Here is a 17,122-nt window from a genome sequence, read left to right on the forward strand (position 1 = left end):
GCGATGAATAAGGTTGGTTTTTTTCGGTCGATTCAGTTTAAGATCACGCTGATCTATGTGCTTCTCATTATCATCGCCATGCAGATTATCGGTGTGTACTTTGTGAAACAGGTGGAGAATTCTCTTCTCAAGTCCTATGAATTATCGTTAAATCAGCGGATTGACAATCTATCCTATTATATTGAGCAGGAATATAAAGGAGATAATGACAGCACCGTCATTAAAGATGACGTCAAACGGATTTTGAATGATTTTACGAAGAATAATGAAATACGGGAAATTACATTTGTTGATAAAAGCTATGAGGTCGTCGGTTCTTCGAGGCCTTATGGCGAGGAAATAGCGGGGAAACAGACGACTGACCCGATTTTTAAACGGATTTTCTCAACAAAACAGGCCTATTCAAAAAAATATTATGATCCTAAAAGTAAAAACAGAGTGCTGATTTCAGCAAAACCTGTCGTCACAGAGAATCAGGAAGTTGTCGGCGCGATATATGTCGTGGCCAGTATGGAAGATACCTTTAACCAGATGAAAACCGTCAACTCGATTCTTGCTTCAGGAACAGGCTTAGCCCTTGTTCTGACGGCTCTTCTCGGTATATTTCTCGCCCGCACCATTACCCATCCGCTGTCAGATATGCGTAAGCAGGCGATGGAACTGGCAAAAGGGAATTTCTCCAGAAAGGTGCGGAAATACGGGCATGATGAAATCGGTCAGCTCGCAACGACGTTCAACCATCTGACGAGAGAGCTTGAAGATGCCCAAGCCATGACGGAAGGGGAGAGAAGAAAGCTTTCTTCCGTTATCGCGTATATGACGGACGGCGTCATCGCAACGAATCGCAATGGAGCTATTATTCTTTTAAACAGCCCTGCGCTTGAGCTGCTGAATGTTTCACGTGAAACGGCTTTAGAGATGCCGATTACGTCTTTATTAGGCATAAAAGAGAACTTTACATTTGAGGATTTAGTAGAACAGCAGGATTCAATGCTGCTGGAGATCGAACGTGACGATGAAACGACTGTACTGCGGGTGAATTTTTCCGTTATTCAGAGAGAGCACGGAAAAATCGACGGTTTAATCGCGGTTCTTTATGATGTCACCGAACAGGAAAAACTCGATCGGGAACGCAGAGAGTTCGTTGCCAACGTGTCTCATGAGCTGAGGACACCGCTGACGACCATGCGAAGCTATTTAGAGGCGCTTGCGGAAGGCGCGTGGGAAAACAAAGATATCGCTCCGCGTTTCCTAATGGTGACCCAAAATGAGACTGAGCGCATGATCAGATTGGTGAACGACCTGCTTCAGCTTTCTAAATTCGACAGCAAAGATTATCAGTTTAATCGAGAGTGGATTCATATGATCCGCTTTATGTCACTGATTATCGATCGTTTTGAAATGACGAAAGAACAGCATGTCGAATTTATCCGCGAGCTTCCGGACAGAAATCTGTACGTGGAGATTGATCAGGATAAAGTGACGCAGGTTCTCGATAATATCATTTCTAACGCACTGAAATACTCACCGGAAGGCGGACATGTCACTTTCTCAGTCGATGTGAATGAGAAAGAAGAGCTGCTTTATATCAGCGTAAAAGATGAAGGTATCGGCATTCCGAAAAAAGATGTGGAAAAAGTTTTTGACCGTTTCTACAGAGTGGATAAAGCGCGCACGAGAAAACTCGGCGGCACCGGACTCGGCCTTGCGATTGCAAAAGAGATGGTTCAGGCGCACGGCGGAGACATTTGGGCCGACAGTGTAGAAGGAAAAGGAACGAAGATTACATTTACTCTTCCATATAAAGAAGAGCAAGAGGATGATTGGGATGAGGCGTGAAAATATAAAAACAGTCATACTGTCAGTGCTGGTCGTCATTAGTCTTGTTTTAACATGGGGAATTTGGACATTCCAGCCCAATTTTTCAGAAGGCACGGCCTCAACCAAATCGACTGTCCGGGAAAAGCATAAAATTGATAAAACGAGCCAAAAAGTGTCGCAAACGGTAAAACCCCGGGATATGTTTATTCATACAAACGGCTCTCATTACAAAGTGGATGATGAGACGCTCTTTAATGACCTATGGGCGGATTTGCCACAATGGGAAGTAAAAGGGATGAAGGATATTTCCGATCAATACGACAAGCTCGGTTTTAAAAATTGGCTTTACGGCAGAAACGGCAATTCGGCAAAGCTCGATCTGCAATTCAATGACACCATTCCGATTGATTTTTTCCAAACGATGTTTAAATGGTCGAATCCGTCAATGGAATACAGCTCATTTGACCATATTGTCATTCCGTTTAATGAGAATAAGACAAATAAAAAGATTTACATGGTCTCATACAGCAAGCAGCTGATTTTGGAAGTGACTGTGGAATCGGCGAATTACCGCAATCTGATGAATGAGCTGTACAGCAAAAAGTCGAGTATGCCGTTATACCACCTCTATTCGGTCGGAAAAAGCAAAGAATTTCTCATGCCGAATGCGCGGTTTAATATGAAGGAAAAAGAATTTATCACTGAAACCATTAAGACGAACCTGTTTAAGCAGACGCTTTTTAATGATCCGAGCACGGTCAGAGAAGACCCGAATTACAATCGGAATGTGCTGACTGACGGAATCAGCCGTCTGGAAATCAATTCGACACAGCGGCAGATTCAATTCCAGCATCGGAACCTAGCACAAAGCGCTTCTTATCAAACAGGGGAGCTGATTAAGAAAAGCTATAAATATTTAGAGGATACGGGAAGCTGGACGGATCATTATCAATTTTTCAATGTGAGTGATAACCAGCAGCTGAGTTTCTACATGTTTAAAGACCAAATGCCTGTGATCAACAGCACGTCTAAGCCTTTCGGATCCGGACCTGTTTTGACCCTGCAATGGGCCAATGACGAGGTTCTCAGCTACAAGCGGCCGAACTATGTTCTCGGGCCGAATCCGATTAAAACAAAAGACGTAAAAATGATGAACGGCAATGAGGTTGTGTCTCTGCTGGAGCAGCAGGATAAATACGACGTGAATAAAATCGACCAGATCTTCCTGTCCTATCAAATGGTCTCTTCATCAACGAATGATCTCGTTGAACTGGAACCCGTCTGGAGCATGAAAATCAACGGGAAGATCGTCCCGATTACGAAAGATCTGCTGGGGAAGGAGGAGGACGATAATGGAGTGGAATAAGACAAAAACGATCTTCATCATTGCCTTCCTCATCCTCGATATTTTTCTCGGCTATCAGTTTTTTGAAAAACGCTCGAGCAGTGAATACGAAGTGATTAAAAATTCAAATGTGGAAAAAGACATGGAGATGGATCATATCACTTTCGGCAACCTGTCTTCTGATTCCGCGACGGGCTACCGGCTGACGGCGGGCCAAAAGGTATTTACCGCCGAAGATATTGATGCTTTGAAAGATCAAAAGCCTTTAATGGAGATGCCGGCGGATGATCACAAGGTTACCACACTGAAAATGAAATTTACCAATCCGGTCGGTTTATCGAAGCAAAAACCGCAGGAGGATGCGGAATCGCTCGTCAGCTCTAAAATAACCGGCGGTGAAAAATATAAACTGTGGAAAGTCGACAAGGATAAAAAACAGATCACTTTTTACCAGATGTATGACGGCCAGTTTATTTATCAGGATTTTGACTCGTCCACGGATGCGATCGGACAGGTGATTCTGCATCTGAACGATAAAAACGAGGTCGTATCTTACGAGCAGACCATGCTGGAGTCATTCAAGCGAATCCAGACGGAGAGCCTGATTCCTGAGCTTGATGCGGTCGAATTATTGTATTCTCAAAATTACTTAAAAGCGAATTGCGCCGTTAAAAGCGTTAAGTTCGGCTATATTGCCCAATATCCGCTGACAAGTACGCAGGTGCTGGCGCCGGTATGGAGAATTACAATTGAAGATAAGTCAAAAGGGACGAAGAAAAAGACACAGCAAACGTACACTGTGAATGCATTGGAAAGCACAGTCATTGATAACAATCAAAATAAATAATGGAGTGAGACACAATGGGCTTGCAATTTAGCGTGCTTGCGAGCGGGAGTACCGGAAACGCGTTTTATCTGGAGACAGATGAGCACTCTTTTCTGGTGGATGCCGGCCTGAGCGGTAAAGCGATGGACGGGCTGATGGAGAAAATCGGCCGCAAGATAGACGACGTCGACGGCATCTTTGTCACTCACGAGCACAGCGACCATATTAAAGGGCTCGGCGTCATTGCGAGAAAGTACGGACTTCCCGTCTACGCCAATGAAAAGACGTGGAAAGCGATGGAGAATCAGATCGGCAAGCTGGATACCGGACAAAAGTTTTTGTTCCCGATGGAAAGCGTAAAATCCTTCGGCGGGCTTGATGTTGAGTCATTCGGCGTCTCCCATGACGCGGCCGAGCCGATGTTTTATGTTTTCCACTACCAAGGCAGAAAGCTCGCGCTGATGACGGACACCGGGTATGTGAGCGACAGAATGAAAGGCATTATCCGTTCGGCCAATGTGTTTGTGTTTGAAAGCAACCATGATGTCGGCATGCTGCAAATGGGCAGATACCCATGGAGCATTAAGCGGCGGATTTTAAGCGATGTCGGCCACGTCTCGAATGAAGATGCGGCGCTCGCCATGACTGATGTCATCGGCGACGGCACATCGCGCATCTATTTGGCGCATCTGAGCCAAGACAACAATATGAAGGAACTGGCGAGAATGTCCGTGCAGCAGACATTGGCTGCGAAAGGATTTGTCGCCGGGGAAACGTTTCAGTTATTTGATACCGATCCGAAAATCCCGACGCCGCTGTGCGCCGTGTAATTTTTCCAAATGAATCATGATTATTAATCCGCGATCTGACCCACACTATAAGCAAATCAAGTACTCTTGAAAGGATTTGAGATAGGGTGGATTATAATCGCGATGATGAACAGTACGCCTCCGAACAGCCCCGCCGCAGCAAGAGAGGGTACTTTCTATCAAGTCTGATCGGCGTCATCGTCGGGGCCGCGCTCATGGCTTTCCTGCTGCCGTACTGGACAGGCGGAGACCATGGAGAAAGCAGCAAAAGCACCAGCCAGCGTCTCGGCAGCGAACAGGTGAAAACAGTCAACGTAAATGTCAATGACGCTGTCACGAATATGGTCAGCCGTGTATCAGATTCGGTAGTCGGCGTTCTCAATATCCAAAAGACCGATATTTGGGGAGAGGGCGGCGAAGCGGGAAGCGGGTCGGGCGTCATTTACAAAAAGAACGGAAACACTTCCTATATCGTAACCAATCACCATGTCATTGAAGGTGCGACTGAGATTGAGATCAGCCTGAAGGATGGCTCACGCGTGCCTGCTGAGCTGATCGGGAGCGACCGTTTGATGGATCTCGCCGTGCTGAAGGTGAAGTCTGATAAAATCAAATCGGCCGCCCAGTTTGGCAATTCTGATCAGGTCAAAGTCGGAGAACCGGTCATTGCGATCGGAAATCCGCTCGGGCTTGAATTTGCGGGATCAGTGACACAGGGGATCATTTCAGGCACGGAAAGGGCGGTGCCCGTTGACTCAAACGGCGACGGACAGCCGGATTGGAATGCGGAAGTGCTGCAGACCGATGCCGCGATTAACCCCGGCAACAGCGGCGGCGCTTTGATGGATATATCGGGCAAGGTGGTCGGCATCAACTCAATGAAGATCGCTGAATCCGCCGTTGAAGGCATCGGCCTGTCCATCCCGTCAAAGCTTGTCATTCCCGTTATTCAGGATTTAGAAAAATACGGAGAAGTCCGACGGCCTTTCCTCGGTATTGAGATGAAATCCTTAACGGATATTGCGAGCTACCATTGGAGCCAGACGCTGAAACTTCCGAAAGGCGTTAAAACCGGGGCGGTCATTATGGGTGTCGACGCGTTTTCACCGGCCGGAAAAGCGGGTTTGAAAAAGCTCGACGTGATTACCGGGTTCGACGGACATAAGGTCAATGACGTTGTTGATCTCCGTGAGCGCCTGTATCGCAAAAAGATCGGCGACCGTGTGAACATCACGTTCTACCGTTCGGGAAAGAAAAAAACAGCGGAAGTCAAACTGACAGAAGCGGATCGATTACAGAAATAAAAAACAGCCCGGACATCCGGGCTGTTTTTTATTGATTTATTTGTTAATATTATACTATTGTGAAAACGGGAGGTGAAACACATGAAAACGGCTGATGTGATCATCGTATTGAATGAAATTGAAGGTGAATGTGAAGGAAGAATTATTTTAGAATGCAGAATTTAAGAACATGAAACATGTCATATTAAACGTCCTTTTTCAGGGCGCTTTTTTTATGCCTTTTTTCAGAAGCCATAAAAAAGAACTGAACGCGGGTCACAACACGTTCAGTTAAAAATGGGTATATGTAGAAAAAGGAGACGTGAACCTAGAACTGGTGCTGCTGAATTGAAGCGTAGATAATGATTTTTATTTGCAGATGGCTCCGTTTTCAGCGTTTCCTTTCACCAATTCAGCTTAGATTCCGTTTTGTTTCAGATAAAAGCGAATAATAGAAGGGGAAGCGAAAAAAATAAACACAGGCTGATACATCTAAGGAGAGACTGCATCATGGAAAAGTTGAAAGGCATCAAGCTGAGTGCAGACGGTGAGTCTGCGCTCATTGATTCTTTAACGATGGGGCTTCATTACGGAACGATCCTCGGGGAAGGCAATATCGTCGAGGTGTACACCCGTTATTTGCGCGAAAAGCTGAAGGATAAAGAACACAAGGTGATTCGCACGGTTCGGGGCGCCGGGTACAGGATGAATCTGGAATGAAACGGCTGTACAGAACCCTGCGGTTCCAGCTCCTGTTCAGGTCACTGGCGATTTTGGCCTTGCTGTTATGTTTCATCGGCGGCACTCAGTACATGTTTATGACACGGACGATGTATGAAAATCAGGCGATCAGCATTCAGAGTGATATCAATTCAATGGATCAAAGCGTATGGAGGTCAATCAAAACCCTTGCCCGTTCCGAAACACCGGCTCATCCGAATTTGATTTACCCCGGGGTAACGGTTGCTTTTATCAATCAATCATACAAGATGTCTGTTTTATCAGAAGACCCGAACGCGGGGGCCGCTCCTTCTTTCCCGAAAAACGTGTACCGGGATGCGCTGACAGATACCATGGCGCTTCACTATCAGGTGGCTCACAATAAGGCGGGTGAGGAAATCATCGTCGTGTTTCAGGCGATTTCCGTTGACGGAAGGCAGGCGGGAGTTGTACAGATGAGCACGCTGACCCAGCCTCTGAATGATTCGCTTTTCCGCCAGATCAGCATTTTCGCGGTGCTTTCCTTTGCGGCTTTGGTCATCGGCCTGTTTGTTTTCTTGCCGGTGATCCGGCTCACACTCAAGCCGCTGTCCCGCATTGTGCGTATGATGGGTGACATTCATGCCGGCAGTCTCGATAAACGGCTGCCGATTGATAAAAGGCAGGCAGAAATTGAGTCGCTGGGCATCTCCATCAATCAGATGCTGGAACGGATTGAAACCTCTTTTCAGGCGGAAAAAGAAGAGAAGGAACGAATCCGGCAGTTTGTATCAGACGCATCACATGAGCTGAGAACGCCGCTTACCTCCATTCACGGCTGTATCGAAATGTTAATGCGCGGAGCGGCGGAAAAGCCGGAGCAGAAAGAAAAAGCGCTCCAAAGCATGTACGCGGAATCCGTCAGGGCGAATAAGCTGATAGAGGATCTTTTGTTTCTCGCGAAGATTGACCGGGTGCCGAGCTTTGAAATGAAAAAAGGCGCATTGGGAGACGTCATTTTGGAAATGGAGGCTCAGCTGAAGCTGCTCGCGAGAAACCGGAAGCTCGAGTTCTTTGTCGATCAAAAGATAGAAGCCGTTTTTGACAAAGACAAAATGAAGCAGGTCATTCTCAATCTCTTTTACAATGCGGTGCAGCATACGGATGAAGACACGGGTGTCATCACCGTCTCCCTGCAGAAAGACGGAGGAATCATGCTTATGATTGCGGATAACGGAACGGGAATCGCTCCGGAGCATGTGCCTCATTTGTTTGACCGGTTTTACAGGGCGGAAACCTCCCCATCCCGTCAATCCGGCGGCGCGGGGCTGGGTCTTGCCATTACAAAAACCATTATCGACAGTCACAACGGAACAATTGAAGTGAAAAGTGAGCAGGGAAAAGGCTCCGTGTTCATCATCCGGCTGCCGGGATAAACCGGGAAGCAGGAAGAAATATCACAATTTATATGTAAATTCTAAATTTTCAAAAAATAACTTGTCCTTTTCCAATATTGGTGATAATATCTAGTTATTGGTAAAGGGGGTGTGTACTGATGAAGATTGAAGAACTTGATCTTGATACAGAAACAGCAAGCTTGGTGCATCGCTGCTAGTAAAGCCGTGACTCCCCTCATTGGGGAGTTATTATCTTTCAGGGGGTATGTCATGATGTCAACGGACTGTAAGCGCTGGAAGTTTAAAGACAGCGTGCAGGTGCTGACCTACACGGCGCATATTATCATTCAAAATCGAAAGGCGATTAAGCTTGCGCATACGAGTGAGATCAAAGAGGCGGTTGAACGGCTGATCATCGGCTGTGAAAAACAAGAGCTCTCTGATCTTCTGGGAGAGGAAGCGGGAAACCATTTTTTCGATGCATTAATGAAATTGGATGCTTTAATAGAGCCATGGCAAAACGGCCGTGAAGGCCGCATCACTGAAAAGCAGCTGTACCATTTTGAGAAATACAACCAAAACCCCAATCTGATCCAAAAGAGATTAGACGGCAGCAGGGCAGCGATCGTGGGTCTGGGGGGCGTCGGAACGATCATTCTTCAAAATCTTTTGGCGGCGGGCATGCAGCATTTTATTCTCATTGATTTCGATGCCGTATCAGTACATAACCTGAACAGACAATTCGTCTATAATCAATCTTCTGTAGGCAAATTAAAGATCTCAGAATGCAGAGATTATATTGCGGGTATCAATCCCCATGCGGACGCAGCACTTTACCATCAGGAAATTACACAGCCGCAGGACCTGCGTGTGTTAGATCCGTACGAAATTGATATCGTCATAAATGCCGCTGACAAACCCCATAACATTTCTGAATGGGTTTACCGGTATTGTAAGGAGCGGAATATTGCATTTATGACCGGGGGTGTCGGCAGCTTCAGCGGCCAATGGGGGCCTCTGCTCACGCCTGAATCCTATCAATCCGGCGTCACCTATGAAAAAAACATGCCGGCCGGACTTCTGAACTGTTACCCCGATGAACCGATCAAAGGTTCCTTAGGAGCGACAAACGGTATTATATCCTCGTTTATGTCTCATGACATTATCACATACCTTGCAGGCGGAAGCCCGAAATCCCTGAATACCCGCATCGGCCTGGACTTTGACGGCCTTCATATTACAGAAACGAAACTTTCTCAAAAGGAAAGCGTTTTATGAAGACGATGCATCGTACGGCGAGAAAACCGGGCGACCCTCTGAAAATAGAAATCGACACAAGCCCGATACGCTTGAACCCATTAGATACGCAGGATTACACAAGCAAGATGATGTGCAGCATTATGTATGAAAGTCTGCAGGACGGCTATAACTGCCAGATCATCCGCAAAGATCCCCGCACCTGTCAGGTGGACATTCACCCGGACTATTTAGGCGACGCCGAGGGTGTGGTTCAAACGATCATCTATCATCTGACGAAAGAAAATCAAAGCCCCCATCTCGGCAGTTTCCTGAACATAAAACAGGCCGTTCCGTATGTAAAAGGCCTCGTCTCTTCCGATCAGCTCGGGGTGAACGTAACAGGCGAAAAACGCTTTGAAGTCACCTTGGACGAGCCGTCTGATGAAATAGAAGCCGTTTTGCAGAGCAGCTTTCTGATTCCTGGGACCTCCGGGGGCGATGTGCCGGAAAACGGCCCGTACCGATTCAAGCGCACGTTTGAGAAGGGGCTGGAATTTGAGCGGAATCCGCAATATAAAATGACGCCCGCGGATCACCGCACGGTTCAGACCATCCAATTTATTTTGAATGATGATCTGGAAAAAAGCATCGGGCTGTACGAAGCGAATCAAACGGACGTGACCTGCCACACCCAATTTCATCATTCAAACATGAGGTATCGGCAGTATGCTGATTTTAAAGAAAATCATTTGCCGATGTTATTTACCTTCAAGGTAAAGGACGACATGCTGAGAACTTTCATTCAGCATTATTTTGATAAAAAAGAGCTGGCCGGGGATTTGGGGCATATCATCACACCGACTGATTCACTGATCGGTATATGGGAAAGCGGGAGGACACCGCAGAAAGATCCGCCCCTTTTGACAAGAGAAGAACCGATCCGAATCGTTTATGCCGATTATTATCCCAACGGAGAGATCATTGAAAGGCTGGCTGATTTGTTTCGACGGGCCGGAGCGGACGTGTCCGTCTCCCGCGTCAGTCATTTCAATGATTATTACCATATGGATAAAAGCCGGTTTGATATTGAGCTCCATTTGTTCCTGCCGGCTTACATGCATGAGCTGAGCTATATCAAATATTTCATCCGCGACATCAGCGATCCAGGGAAGAAAAAAACGATCATTGATGCCGTAGGATCTGAAAAAAAGAAGGAACTTTTTGGGTTATTCGAGAATACAACTCATTATTGCCCAATTTGTTTTGGGAAAAGTCTGTATCTGCAAGATCCATGTATAGAGGGTTTTAGTGTAAAGACTGACGGGCTCCTTTCTGTTCATGATGTTAAATGCAGATAGCTGGAAAGGGGTATTCATTTGCGGAATCGAAATTTGCTTTACTTCTCCGGTTTTTTCGGAAACTTCTTTTTCGAACGGGGAATTTGGATTTTATATTTAACAAGCATGAATTATTCATTGTTTCTAGTGGGCATCCTGCAATCGGTCCTGAATTTGGCGATGTTTCTGGCGGAAGTGCCGAGCGGCGTCATCTCGGACAGAATCGGGAGAAAAAAATCGCTCTTGCTCGGCCATTTTATGGTCATTGTCTATTTGGTGATGTTCCTGAGCTTCCATAACTTCATCGCCCTCTTCATCGCCCATATTATATACGGTATCGGGCTGACGTTTATATCAGGAACGGATCATGCCTTTTTGTTTGATTCACTGAAAGAACAAGGGAAAGAAAAATGGTACGGCAAATCCATCGGAAATTATAACGGACTTGTCATACTCGGTCTTGCGATCGCCATGGGCATCGGCGGCTACTTGCAGGAAATATCATGGTCGTATGTGTTTATCGCCGGGATTGTCACTCAGCTGATTGCAATGGCGGTCATTACACAGCTGACGGAAATCAAATTTGAAAACAGTGAACACGAAACGCAGACGGTCGGTGACATCTTAAAAGAAGTCAAAGATTTCTTCAGGCTGAACAAAGCCTTTAAATATCTGGTGCTGTCACTCTCCGTTTTCTTTGCGATTACATCGGTTTTTTATATGTACGGACAAGATCTGTTAAGTCAGGAAGGGCTGTCCGTGCGCAATATATCCATTATTTTTGCGGGACTGTCCATCTTGCAGGCGCTGTGCTCCATCTTTTCTTCCAAGCCGGCGGAAAAATTCACGCCGAGGCGCGTGCTTCTGCTGACATTCTGCATCATCGGGGCGGCCTACCTGTTTATACCTTCGGGCAGTCTGTACGTGACGATTGCAGCTTTTGTCGTCATTAACGCGCTCTATGATGTGATAGAACCCGTATCCAGTCAGGTGGTGAATAATGAAATTCCGTCCAGAACGAGAGCCACGCTGCTGTCCATTATCAGTTTGATGACCTCACTCTTCATGTTCATTGCCTTTCCGTTTATCGGATTCTTAACGGACTATTTTGATTCAGCTTTGCTGCTGACCGCAATCGGGGTATTATCCATCTTATTGTCGCTGTTTATGATGCTCAGCTTTTACAAACTGAAAGCGAGCGTCGCCATCCAGAATAAAGTCGAGCTTTGAACCAGAATGACAAAGGGATGATGTGAGTTGCTGAATATTCATAATCTTACGGTAAATTTAGCGGGAGATACCATTTTCAAAGAAGTTTCTTTTTTCATCAATGAAGGCGAAAAAGTGCTTGTGGCCGGGCCGAACGGTTCCGGCAAAAGCACGCTGTTCAGGGTGCTTTCCGGAGAGCTTGAGGCAGATGAAGGAACGATTGCGATCAACAAAGGGGCGAAGGTCGGTTTGCTGAAGCAGATCGCTGATCCCAATGAGGATCTGACGTTGTATCAATATCTGGAAAAATCGTTTGAAGCTCTCGCGGCGATCCAGAATGAAATGAAGGCCATTGAGCTGAAGCTTTCGGAACCGATGAGTGATGACGAGCTGACTGCTTTATTGGAAAAGTACAGTCAATACACGGAAACATTTGAGCGGAACAACGGCTACCAGATGCATGCAATGATTGACGAGGTATGCAACGGGCTCAGCCTCAGCGAATTAAAGGATCAGCCGTTTTCAAAGCTGAGCGGCGGCGAAAAAACAAAAGCCGGCCTTGCCGAAATTTTAATCCGCAACGACGACGTTATACTGCTGGACGAGCCGACCAACCATTTGGATGTCCATGCGATTGAGTGGCTTGAAGGGTTTATTAAAAAATCGAACAAAACCATTCTGTTTACGACCCACGATAAAACGTTTGCCGACCAAACGGCGATGAAGGTGCTCGAGATTGACGATACCGAGGTGAAGATTTGGCCTTACGGATTCAGCGAATACTTGAAAAAGCGGGAAGAATTCATCATCGCCCAGTTTGAGAAATATGAAGAACAGCAGAGAAAAATACAGAAGATGAAGGAATCCATCGCCCAGCTGAGAGATTGGGCCAACCGCTCAAATCCGCCGTCTGTCGGCCTGCACAGACGCGCGAATAATATGGAAAAGGCGCTGAAAAGGATCGAGCTGATCAATAAGCCGGTCCGGACGGAGCAAAAATTAAAAAACGCATTTCAGGAAGCGGGCGCCGGTTCAAAAGATATTGTGTTCATTGAAAACGGAAAGGTGACCAACGGATCTTCCCTTTTATATCAAAATGTGAATCTGCGCATAAAGCATAAAGACAGAATCGGCATCGTCGGCAGAAACGGCGTCGGCAAAACAACGCTGATCCGCTGTATCATCGGGGAAAGAGAACTGTCGGACGGCACCATTAAAGTGGGAGAAAATCTTAAAATAGGCTACATTGATCAAAAGAGCCATGTAGGAGATTCGAGTCAGACGATTCTGCAATTTTTTAAAGAAAATCTGCTGACTGAAGAGGGCATGGCCCGGAATATGCTGGCCAAGTACGGATTTTACGGGTCGTCGGTCTTTAAAAAACTTTCCGTCCTGTCGGGCGGTGAGAGAATCAGGCTGAAGCTGTCCATCTTAATGGAAAAAAAGCTGAATGTCCTGATCCTGGATGAGCCGACCAACCACTTGGATATTGAATCTCAGGAAATTCTCGAAAACAGCCTGATGCAGTTTCAAGGCACCATCATCTGCGTTTCTCACGACAGAAACCTGCTGGAGAAGTTCAACAAGATTTTCTGGCTTGAGAATCAAAACGTCACTATCTTTTCAGGTCCATACAGTTACGCCAAACAAAAAAAACGGCAGATTGCCGAATAAAAGGGGAATGGATATGACCATTGACAGACTGACAATCAATGAGTTATCGTACGATCTTTTTGTAAGCGAGTATGCTGATAAGAAACCTTTTATTTTGACGGGGGCAATGGATCACTGGGAATGCAGGCCGTGGACGCTTGAATACATTGAAGAACACTATGGGGACAGAATGGTCACCATCCGAAAATCAGATATCGAAGGGGTCAAAACGTTTAAACAAGTAAAGCTTTCCAACTATATCGAGTATATTGATCAGAATGATGACAAATGGTACTGTGACTGGAATTTTACGCAGCTGAACCAAAATGACTTAGACCTTGTCTATTCCGCACCCGAGTATTTTACAAAAGACACATTGAGAGCGGATGAAGAAACGGGACGGGACTGGAAATGGTTCTTTCTCGGTTCTAAGCAGACAGGCACACCGCTGCATCAGGATTTTAACAACACGCACGCGTGGAACGGCGTCATTTTCGGGGAGAAGGAATGGATCTTCTATCATCCGGACGACTCTCCGTATTTGTACGAAGGAAATATCAATGTCTTTGATGAAAAAGACATTGAGCAAAAACCGCTGGTGCAAAAGGCGTCTCCGATCCGCTTCAGACAAAAGGCGGGAGAAATCATTTACGCGCCGCGCCATTGGTGGCATCAAGTCGAGAATACGGAACATACATTGGCAGTGAGTGAGAACTTTTGGTTTACCGGAGAGCGGCTTGCCAATCAGATATAAACGAAAGGCTGAGGAGCAACTCAGCCTTTTTTTGTATGGATTTATTTCATCCGGTCCAGACCGAATTTTTTCAGGCGGTATTGCAGGCTCTGTCTGCTGATTCCGAGCTCGTTTGCCGTTTTGGATATGTTATTGCCGTGTTTTCTCAGGATCTTTTCGATCATGTATTTTTCGAAGTTTTCCATTTTGTCTTTTAAATCGGTGCCGGGCTGGGTGCTTGCGGCGGCTTTGGTTTCCGTGTCAGCCGGTTTGATTTTCATGCGGTATTGATAAGGCAGGTGGGCCGCCGTAATTGTCGTTTCATCCGTCATAAAGTTCATGGCGCCTTCAATCATATGTTCAAGCTCGCGAATGTTGCCCGGCCAGTCATATTCCAAGAAGAATCGCTGCACATCGTCACTGATCGAATCGACATGCATTTGGAACAGGTGATTGTTTTTCTGGATAAAGACTTCGGCCAGAGGCAGAATGTCCTCCTTGCGCTCCCGGAGCGGGGGAATGATCAGTGTGACAACGCTTAAGCGGTAGTATAAATCTTTGCGCAGCCGCTCTTCCGAAATGGCGGTGATCGGGTCTTCATTCATCGTGGCGATGATGCGGACGTCAATCGGTTTGTCCTGCGCTGATCCGATGCGCCTGATTTTCTTTTCCTGAAGGGCGCGGAGCAGTTTTGCCTGCAGGCTGAGATTGAGCGAGTTGATCTCATCGAGGAGCAGGGTGCCTCCCTGCGCCTGCTCAAATAAGCCGGGCTGGTCGATGGCTCCGGTAAAGGCGCCTTTTTTCGTGCCGAATAGAATACTTTCGACCAGGCTATCCGGCAGGGCGGCGCAGTTTTGTGAGATGAACGGGGCGCCTGAGCGCTGGCTGCCGTTGTGAATGCTTTGGGCGAACAGTTCCTTGCCCGTTCCCGTCTCGCCGGCCAAAAGCACCGATGATGATGTGCGGGTTGCCCGTTTCGCGTTTTCGATGACTTCCCGAATGACCGGGCTGTTGCCGAGAATACTGTCAAACGTGTAGCTGTTCTGTTCTTTCCTGTGCATGTTCTCCCTGATCAGCCGTTCGAGCTTGGTGACGTCCTTGGCGATTTCCACGGCTCCCTTGATCTCGCCGTTTTGCACAATCGGGAAGGTGTGGTTGATCGTCGTGATTTCCTGGCCTTTGTTATTGAAATAGCTTTGCTTCACGTTTTTAATCGTTTTGCCTTCTTGAAGGGCCTGAACGAGCGTGCTGTCCTGCTGATTGGAAAACATAAATACATCAGTCAGGTTTTTATGCAGGACGTCCCGTTCATCCATATCTTCAATCTGCATCATTTTCTTATTGTAAATGACGGTGCTGCCCTTTTCGTCCACCACATGCAGCCCGACATCAATCTCTTCCAGAATGCTTTGTAACACGAGTGTGTAAAATTCGCTGGTTGTGTGCAGGTCAATTCCCCCTCTTAATCGTCTTAACATTCATTATTTTAAAATAAATCGAACGGGAAACGCAAAAAAATTTTGCGCTTGGACGATGTTTAAAAGTAAATGGAAATTGAGGTAATAAAACCATTGACTTTTTTAGGGAAATGGTTGATATTTAGATATATACTTAAATATCTAAATCATGTATGTATGAGAGGGGGAAAGTTTTTGAATAAAGCTTTTAAAGCACTGGCCGATCCTACAAGGAGACGAATTTTGGATTTATTAAAGAAACAAGACATGACGGCTGGAGAAATTGCGGAACACTTCGACATGTCAAAACCCAGTATTTCTCATCACCTTACCATATTGAAAAATACTGATTTGGTTCACGATGAGAGGAAAGGCCAATTTATTATGTATTCATTAAATACCACTGTATTACAGGATCTTATAGGCTGGTTCTTTTCTCTGACTGATTCAGAACATGATAATAAGAAAGGCGGGGAATCATGAAAAAATATCTCTTTTCGGCAGGAATCATAGTTTTAACTGTTTTCACATGGGTTTGCACATATTCATCTTTACCGGACAATTTGGCGACACACTGGGGATTAAACGGAAGTGCAAATGATTACCAAACGAAAGCTAATGCGATGATGATGCTTATTGGCATCATGATTATTCTATATATTTTAATGGTTATCATCCCTAAGATTGATCCTAAAAATAACTACAAAACGTTTATCCGGCCATATATGGCTATCTTTAATACAATGTTTGCGGTTCTGTTTGTCATTAATCTGATTACCATCTTGACCGGCCTGGGATATGATCTCCCTATATCTTATTTAGGAAACTTTATAGTGGGAGTCATTTTCATGGTGTTTGGAAACTTCATTCAGATCGTTAAGCCTAATTTCTTTTTAGGGATAAGAACACCTTGGACGCTGAGCAGTGAAAGAGTTTGGAAGGATACACACAGGGTTAGTTCGAAACTTTTTGTCTTAGCGGGCATGCTCATGATGCTTGCAGCTTTTTTGCCGCCGGTGTATAGAGTGTCAGTCATTTTCATGGCTGCAATCGGCTGTATCATATTATCTTTACTATATTCTTACATTGTATATCAGAGACAATTGAATAAATAACTGTTGAGTAGGAGCAATCTAATTGGATTGCTCCTATTTTGTCAGCGGGAAACGCAAAAAAATTTTGCGCTTGGCTGAAGTTTGCACGCAAACTGCCGGAAAATTTTGCGGGAAAAGAAAGAATGCTGGCGAAACATCCCGTTTTTTCGAATTGGCACGGAACTTGCTTTATAAAAAGGGAAAGCAAGATCTAATGTTG

The 17,122-nt window shown here is 45.8% G+C and carries 15 protein-coding genes; 14 read left to right on the forward strand and 1 reads right to left on the reverse strand.

Going from position 1 to position 17,122, the window contains the following annotated elements:
- The first annotated feature begins 3 nt into the window (after positions 1-3).
- The 12 genes from walK to BZ167_RS10135 all read left to right on the forward strand — a co-directional run bounded on the left by walK (position 4) and on the right by BZ167_RS10135 (position 14,372).
- On the forward strand, positions 4-1,839 hold the full coding sequence (walK, locus tag BZ167_RS10080; protein ID WP_004393106.1) for a cell wall metabolism sensor histidine kinase WalK: 1,836 nt from the start codon (positions 4-6) through the stop codon (positions 1,837-1,839).
- Positions 1,829-3,187, forward strand: coding sequence for a WalRK two-component regulatory system regulator WalH (yycH, locus tag BZ167_RS10085; protein WP_015418614.1), 1,359 nt, complete (start codon positions 1,829-1,831; stop codon positions 3,185-3,187). Before walK ends, yycH begins: the two co-directional genes overlap by 11 nt.
- Positions 3,174-4,013: a two-component system regulatory protein YycI gene (locus BZ167_RS10090; RefSeq protein ID WP_031379196.1), complete on the forward strand. Its 840-nt coding sequence runs from the start codon at positions 3,174-3,176 to the stop codon at positions 4,011-4,013. Before yycH ends, BZ167_RS10090 begins: the two co-directional genes overlap by 14 nt.
- 14 nt (positions 4,014-4,027) lie before the next feature.
- The gene (locus tag BZ167_RS10095) at positions 4,028-4,822 is read left to right on the forward strand and encodes an MBL fold metallo-hydrolase (RefSeq protein WP_015418612.1); all 795 of its coding nucleotides are present in this window, start codon (positions 4,028-4,030) and stop codon (positions 4,820-4,822) included.
- Positions 4,823-4,908: 86 nt separating this feature from the next.
- The gene (locus BZ167_RS10100) at positions 4,909-6,105 is read left to right on the forward strand and encodes a S1C family serine protease (RefSeq protein ID WP_007614967.1); all 1,197 of its coding nucleotides are present in this window, start codon (positions 4,909-4,911) and stop codon (positions 6,103-6,105) included.
- Between the two features lie 489 nt (positions 6,106-6,594).
- On the forward strand, positions 6,595-6,804 hold the full coding sequence (locus BZ167_RS10105) for a winged helix-turn-helix domain-containing protein (RefSeq protein ID WP_033574284.1): 210 nt from the start codon (positions 6,595-6,597) through the stop codon (positions 6,802-6,804).
- On the forward strand, positions 6,801-8,219 hold the full coding sequence (locus BZ167_RS10110; protein ID WP_033574285.1) for a sensor histidine kinase: 1,419 nt from the start codon (positions 6,801-6,803) through the stop codon (positions 8,217-8,219). Before BZ167_RS10105 ends, BZ167_RS10110 begins: the two co-directional genes overlap by 4 nt.
- A gap of 231 nt (positions 8,220-8,450) precedes the next feature.
- Complete coding sequence (locus BZ167_RS10115; RefSeq protein ID WP_033574286.1) at positions 8,451-9,458, forward strand: ThiF family adenylyltransferase; 1,008 nt, start codon at positions 8,451-8,453, stop codon at positions 9,456-9,458.
- Positions 9,455-10,777 (forward strand): periplasmic substrate-binding domain-containing protein, encoded by a 1,323-nt coding sequence (locus BZ167_RS10120; protein ID WP_033574287.1) that lies wholly within the window; start codon positions 9,455-9,457, stop codon positions 10,775-10,777. The genes BZ167_RS10115 and BZ167_RS10120 overlap by 4 nt, the downstream gene beginning before the upstream one ends.
- Before the next feature lie 18 nt (positions 10,778-10,795).
- Positions 10,796-11,986 (forward strand): MFS transporter, encoded by a 1,191-nt coding sequence (locus BZ167_RS10125; protein ID WP_014306161.1) that lies wholly within the window; start codon positions 10,796-10,798, stop codon positions 11,984-11,986.
- A 27-nt stretch (positions 11,987-12,013) separates the two neighbouring features.
- On the forward strand, positions 12,014-13,639 hold the full coding sequence (locus BZ167_RS10130) for an ABC-F family ATP-binding cassette domain-containing protein (protein ID WP_033574288.1): 1,626 nt from the start codon (positions 12,014-12,016) through the stop codon (positions 13,637-13,639).
- A 13-nt stretch (positions 13,640-13,652) separates the two neighbouring features.
- Complete coding sequence (locus tag BZ167_RS10135; protein WP_033574289.1) at positions 13,653-14,372, forward strand: cupin-like domain-containing protein; 720 nt, start codon at positions 13,653-13,655, stop codon at positions 14,370-14,372.
- A 41-nt stretch (positions 14,373-14,413) separates the two neighbouring features.
- On the opposite strand, the gene BZ167_RS10140 is transcribed toward BZ167_RS10135, so the two are convergent.
- Positions 14,414-15,829 carry a sigma-54 interaction domain-containing protein gene (locus BZ167_RS10140; RefSeq protein WP_015418605.1) on the reverse strand — a complete coding sequence of 472 codons (1,416 nt, stop codon included), beginning with the start codon at positions 15,827-15,829 and terminating at the stop codon, positions 14,414-14,416.
- A gap of 174 nt (positions 15,830-16,003) precedes the next feature.
- Here BZ167_RS10140 and BZ167_RS10145 point away from each other — a divergent pair, with 174 nt between their 5' ends.
- Entirely contained in the window at positions 16,004-16,291 is a 288-nt protein-coding gene (locus BZ167_RS10145) for an autorepressor SdpR family transcription factor (RefSeq protein ID WP_015240946.1), read from the forward strand.
- Positions 16,288-16,923 carry an SdpI family protein gene (locus tag BZ167_RS10150; protein WP_015418604.1) on the forward strand — a complete coding sequence of 212 codons (636 nt, stop codon included), beginning with the start codon at positions 16,288-16,290 and terminating at the stop codon, positions 16,921-16,923. The genes BZ167_RS10145 and BZ167_RS10150 overlap by 4 nt, the downstream gene beginning before the upstream one ends.
- Positions 16,924-17,122 lie beyond the last annotated feature (199 nt).

This window comes from Bacillus sp. 275 (genome assembly GCF_001999205.1).
GTDB lineage: Bacteria > Bacillota > Bacilli > Bacillales > Bacillaceae > Bacillus > Bacillus velezensis.

What these genes read in the sequence shown, in the direction of transcription:
- BZ167_RS10120 (WP_033574287.1), top strand. Translation starts at nt 9,455, where the DNA reads ATGAAGACGATGCATCGTACGGCGAGAAAACCGGGCGACCCTCTGAAA.
- BZ167_RS10110 (WP_033574285.1), top strand. Translation starts at nt 6,801, where the DNA reads ATGAAACGGCTGTACAGAACCCTGCGGTTCCAGCTCCTGTTCAGGTCA.
- yycH (WP_015418614.1), top strand. Translation starts at nt 1,829, where the DNA reads ATGAGGCGTGAAAATATAAAAACAGTCATACTGTCAGTGCTGGTCGTC.
- BZ167_RS10095 (WP_015418612.1), top strand. Translation starts at nt 4,028, where the DNA reads ATGGGCTTGCAATTTAGCGTGCTTGCGAGCGGGAGTACCGGAAACGCG.
- BZ167_RS10150 (WP_015418604.1), top strand. Translation starts at nt 16,288, where the DNA reads ATGAAAAAATATCTCTTTTCGGCAGGAATCATAGTTTTAACTGTTTTC.
- BZ167_RS10105 (WP_033574284.1), top strand. Translation starts at nt 6,595, where the DNA reads ATGGAAAAGTTGAAAGGCATCAAGCTGAGTGCAGACGGTGAGTCTGCG.
- BZ167_RS10135 (WP_033574289.1), top strand. Translation starts at nt 13,653, where the DNA reads ATGACCATTGACAGACTGACAATCAATGAGTTATCGTACGATCTTTTT.
- BZ167_RS10115 (WP_033574286.1), top strand. Translation starts at nt 8,451, where the DNA reads ATGATGTCAACGGACTGTAAGCGCTGGAAGTTTAAAGACAGCGTGCAG.
- BZ167_RS10090 (WP_031379196.1), top strand. Translation starts at nt 3,174, where the DNA reads ATGGAGTGGAATAAGACAAAAACGATCTTCATCATTGCCTTCCTCATC.
- walK (WP_004393106.1), top strand. Translation starts at nt 4, where the DNA reads ATGAATAAGGTTGGTTTTTTTCGGTCGATTCAGTTTAAGATCACGCTG.
- BZ167_RS10140 (WP_015418605.1), bottom strand. Translation starts at nt 15,829, where the DNA reads ATGTTAAGACGATTAAGAGGGGGAATTGACCTGCACACAACCAGCGAA.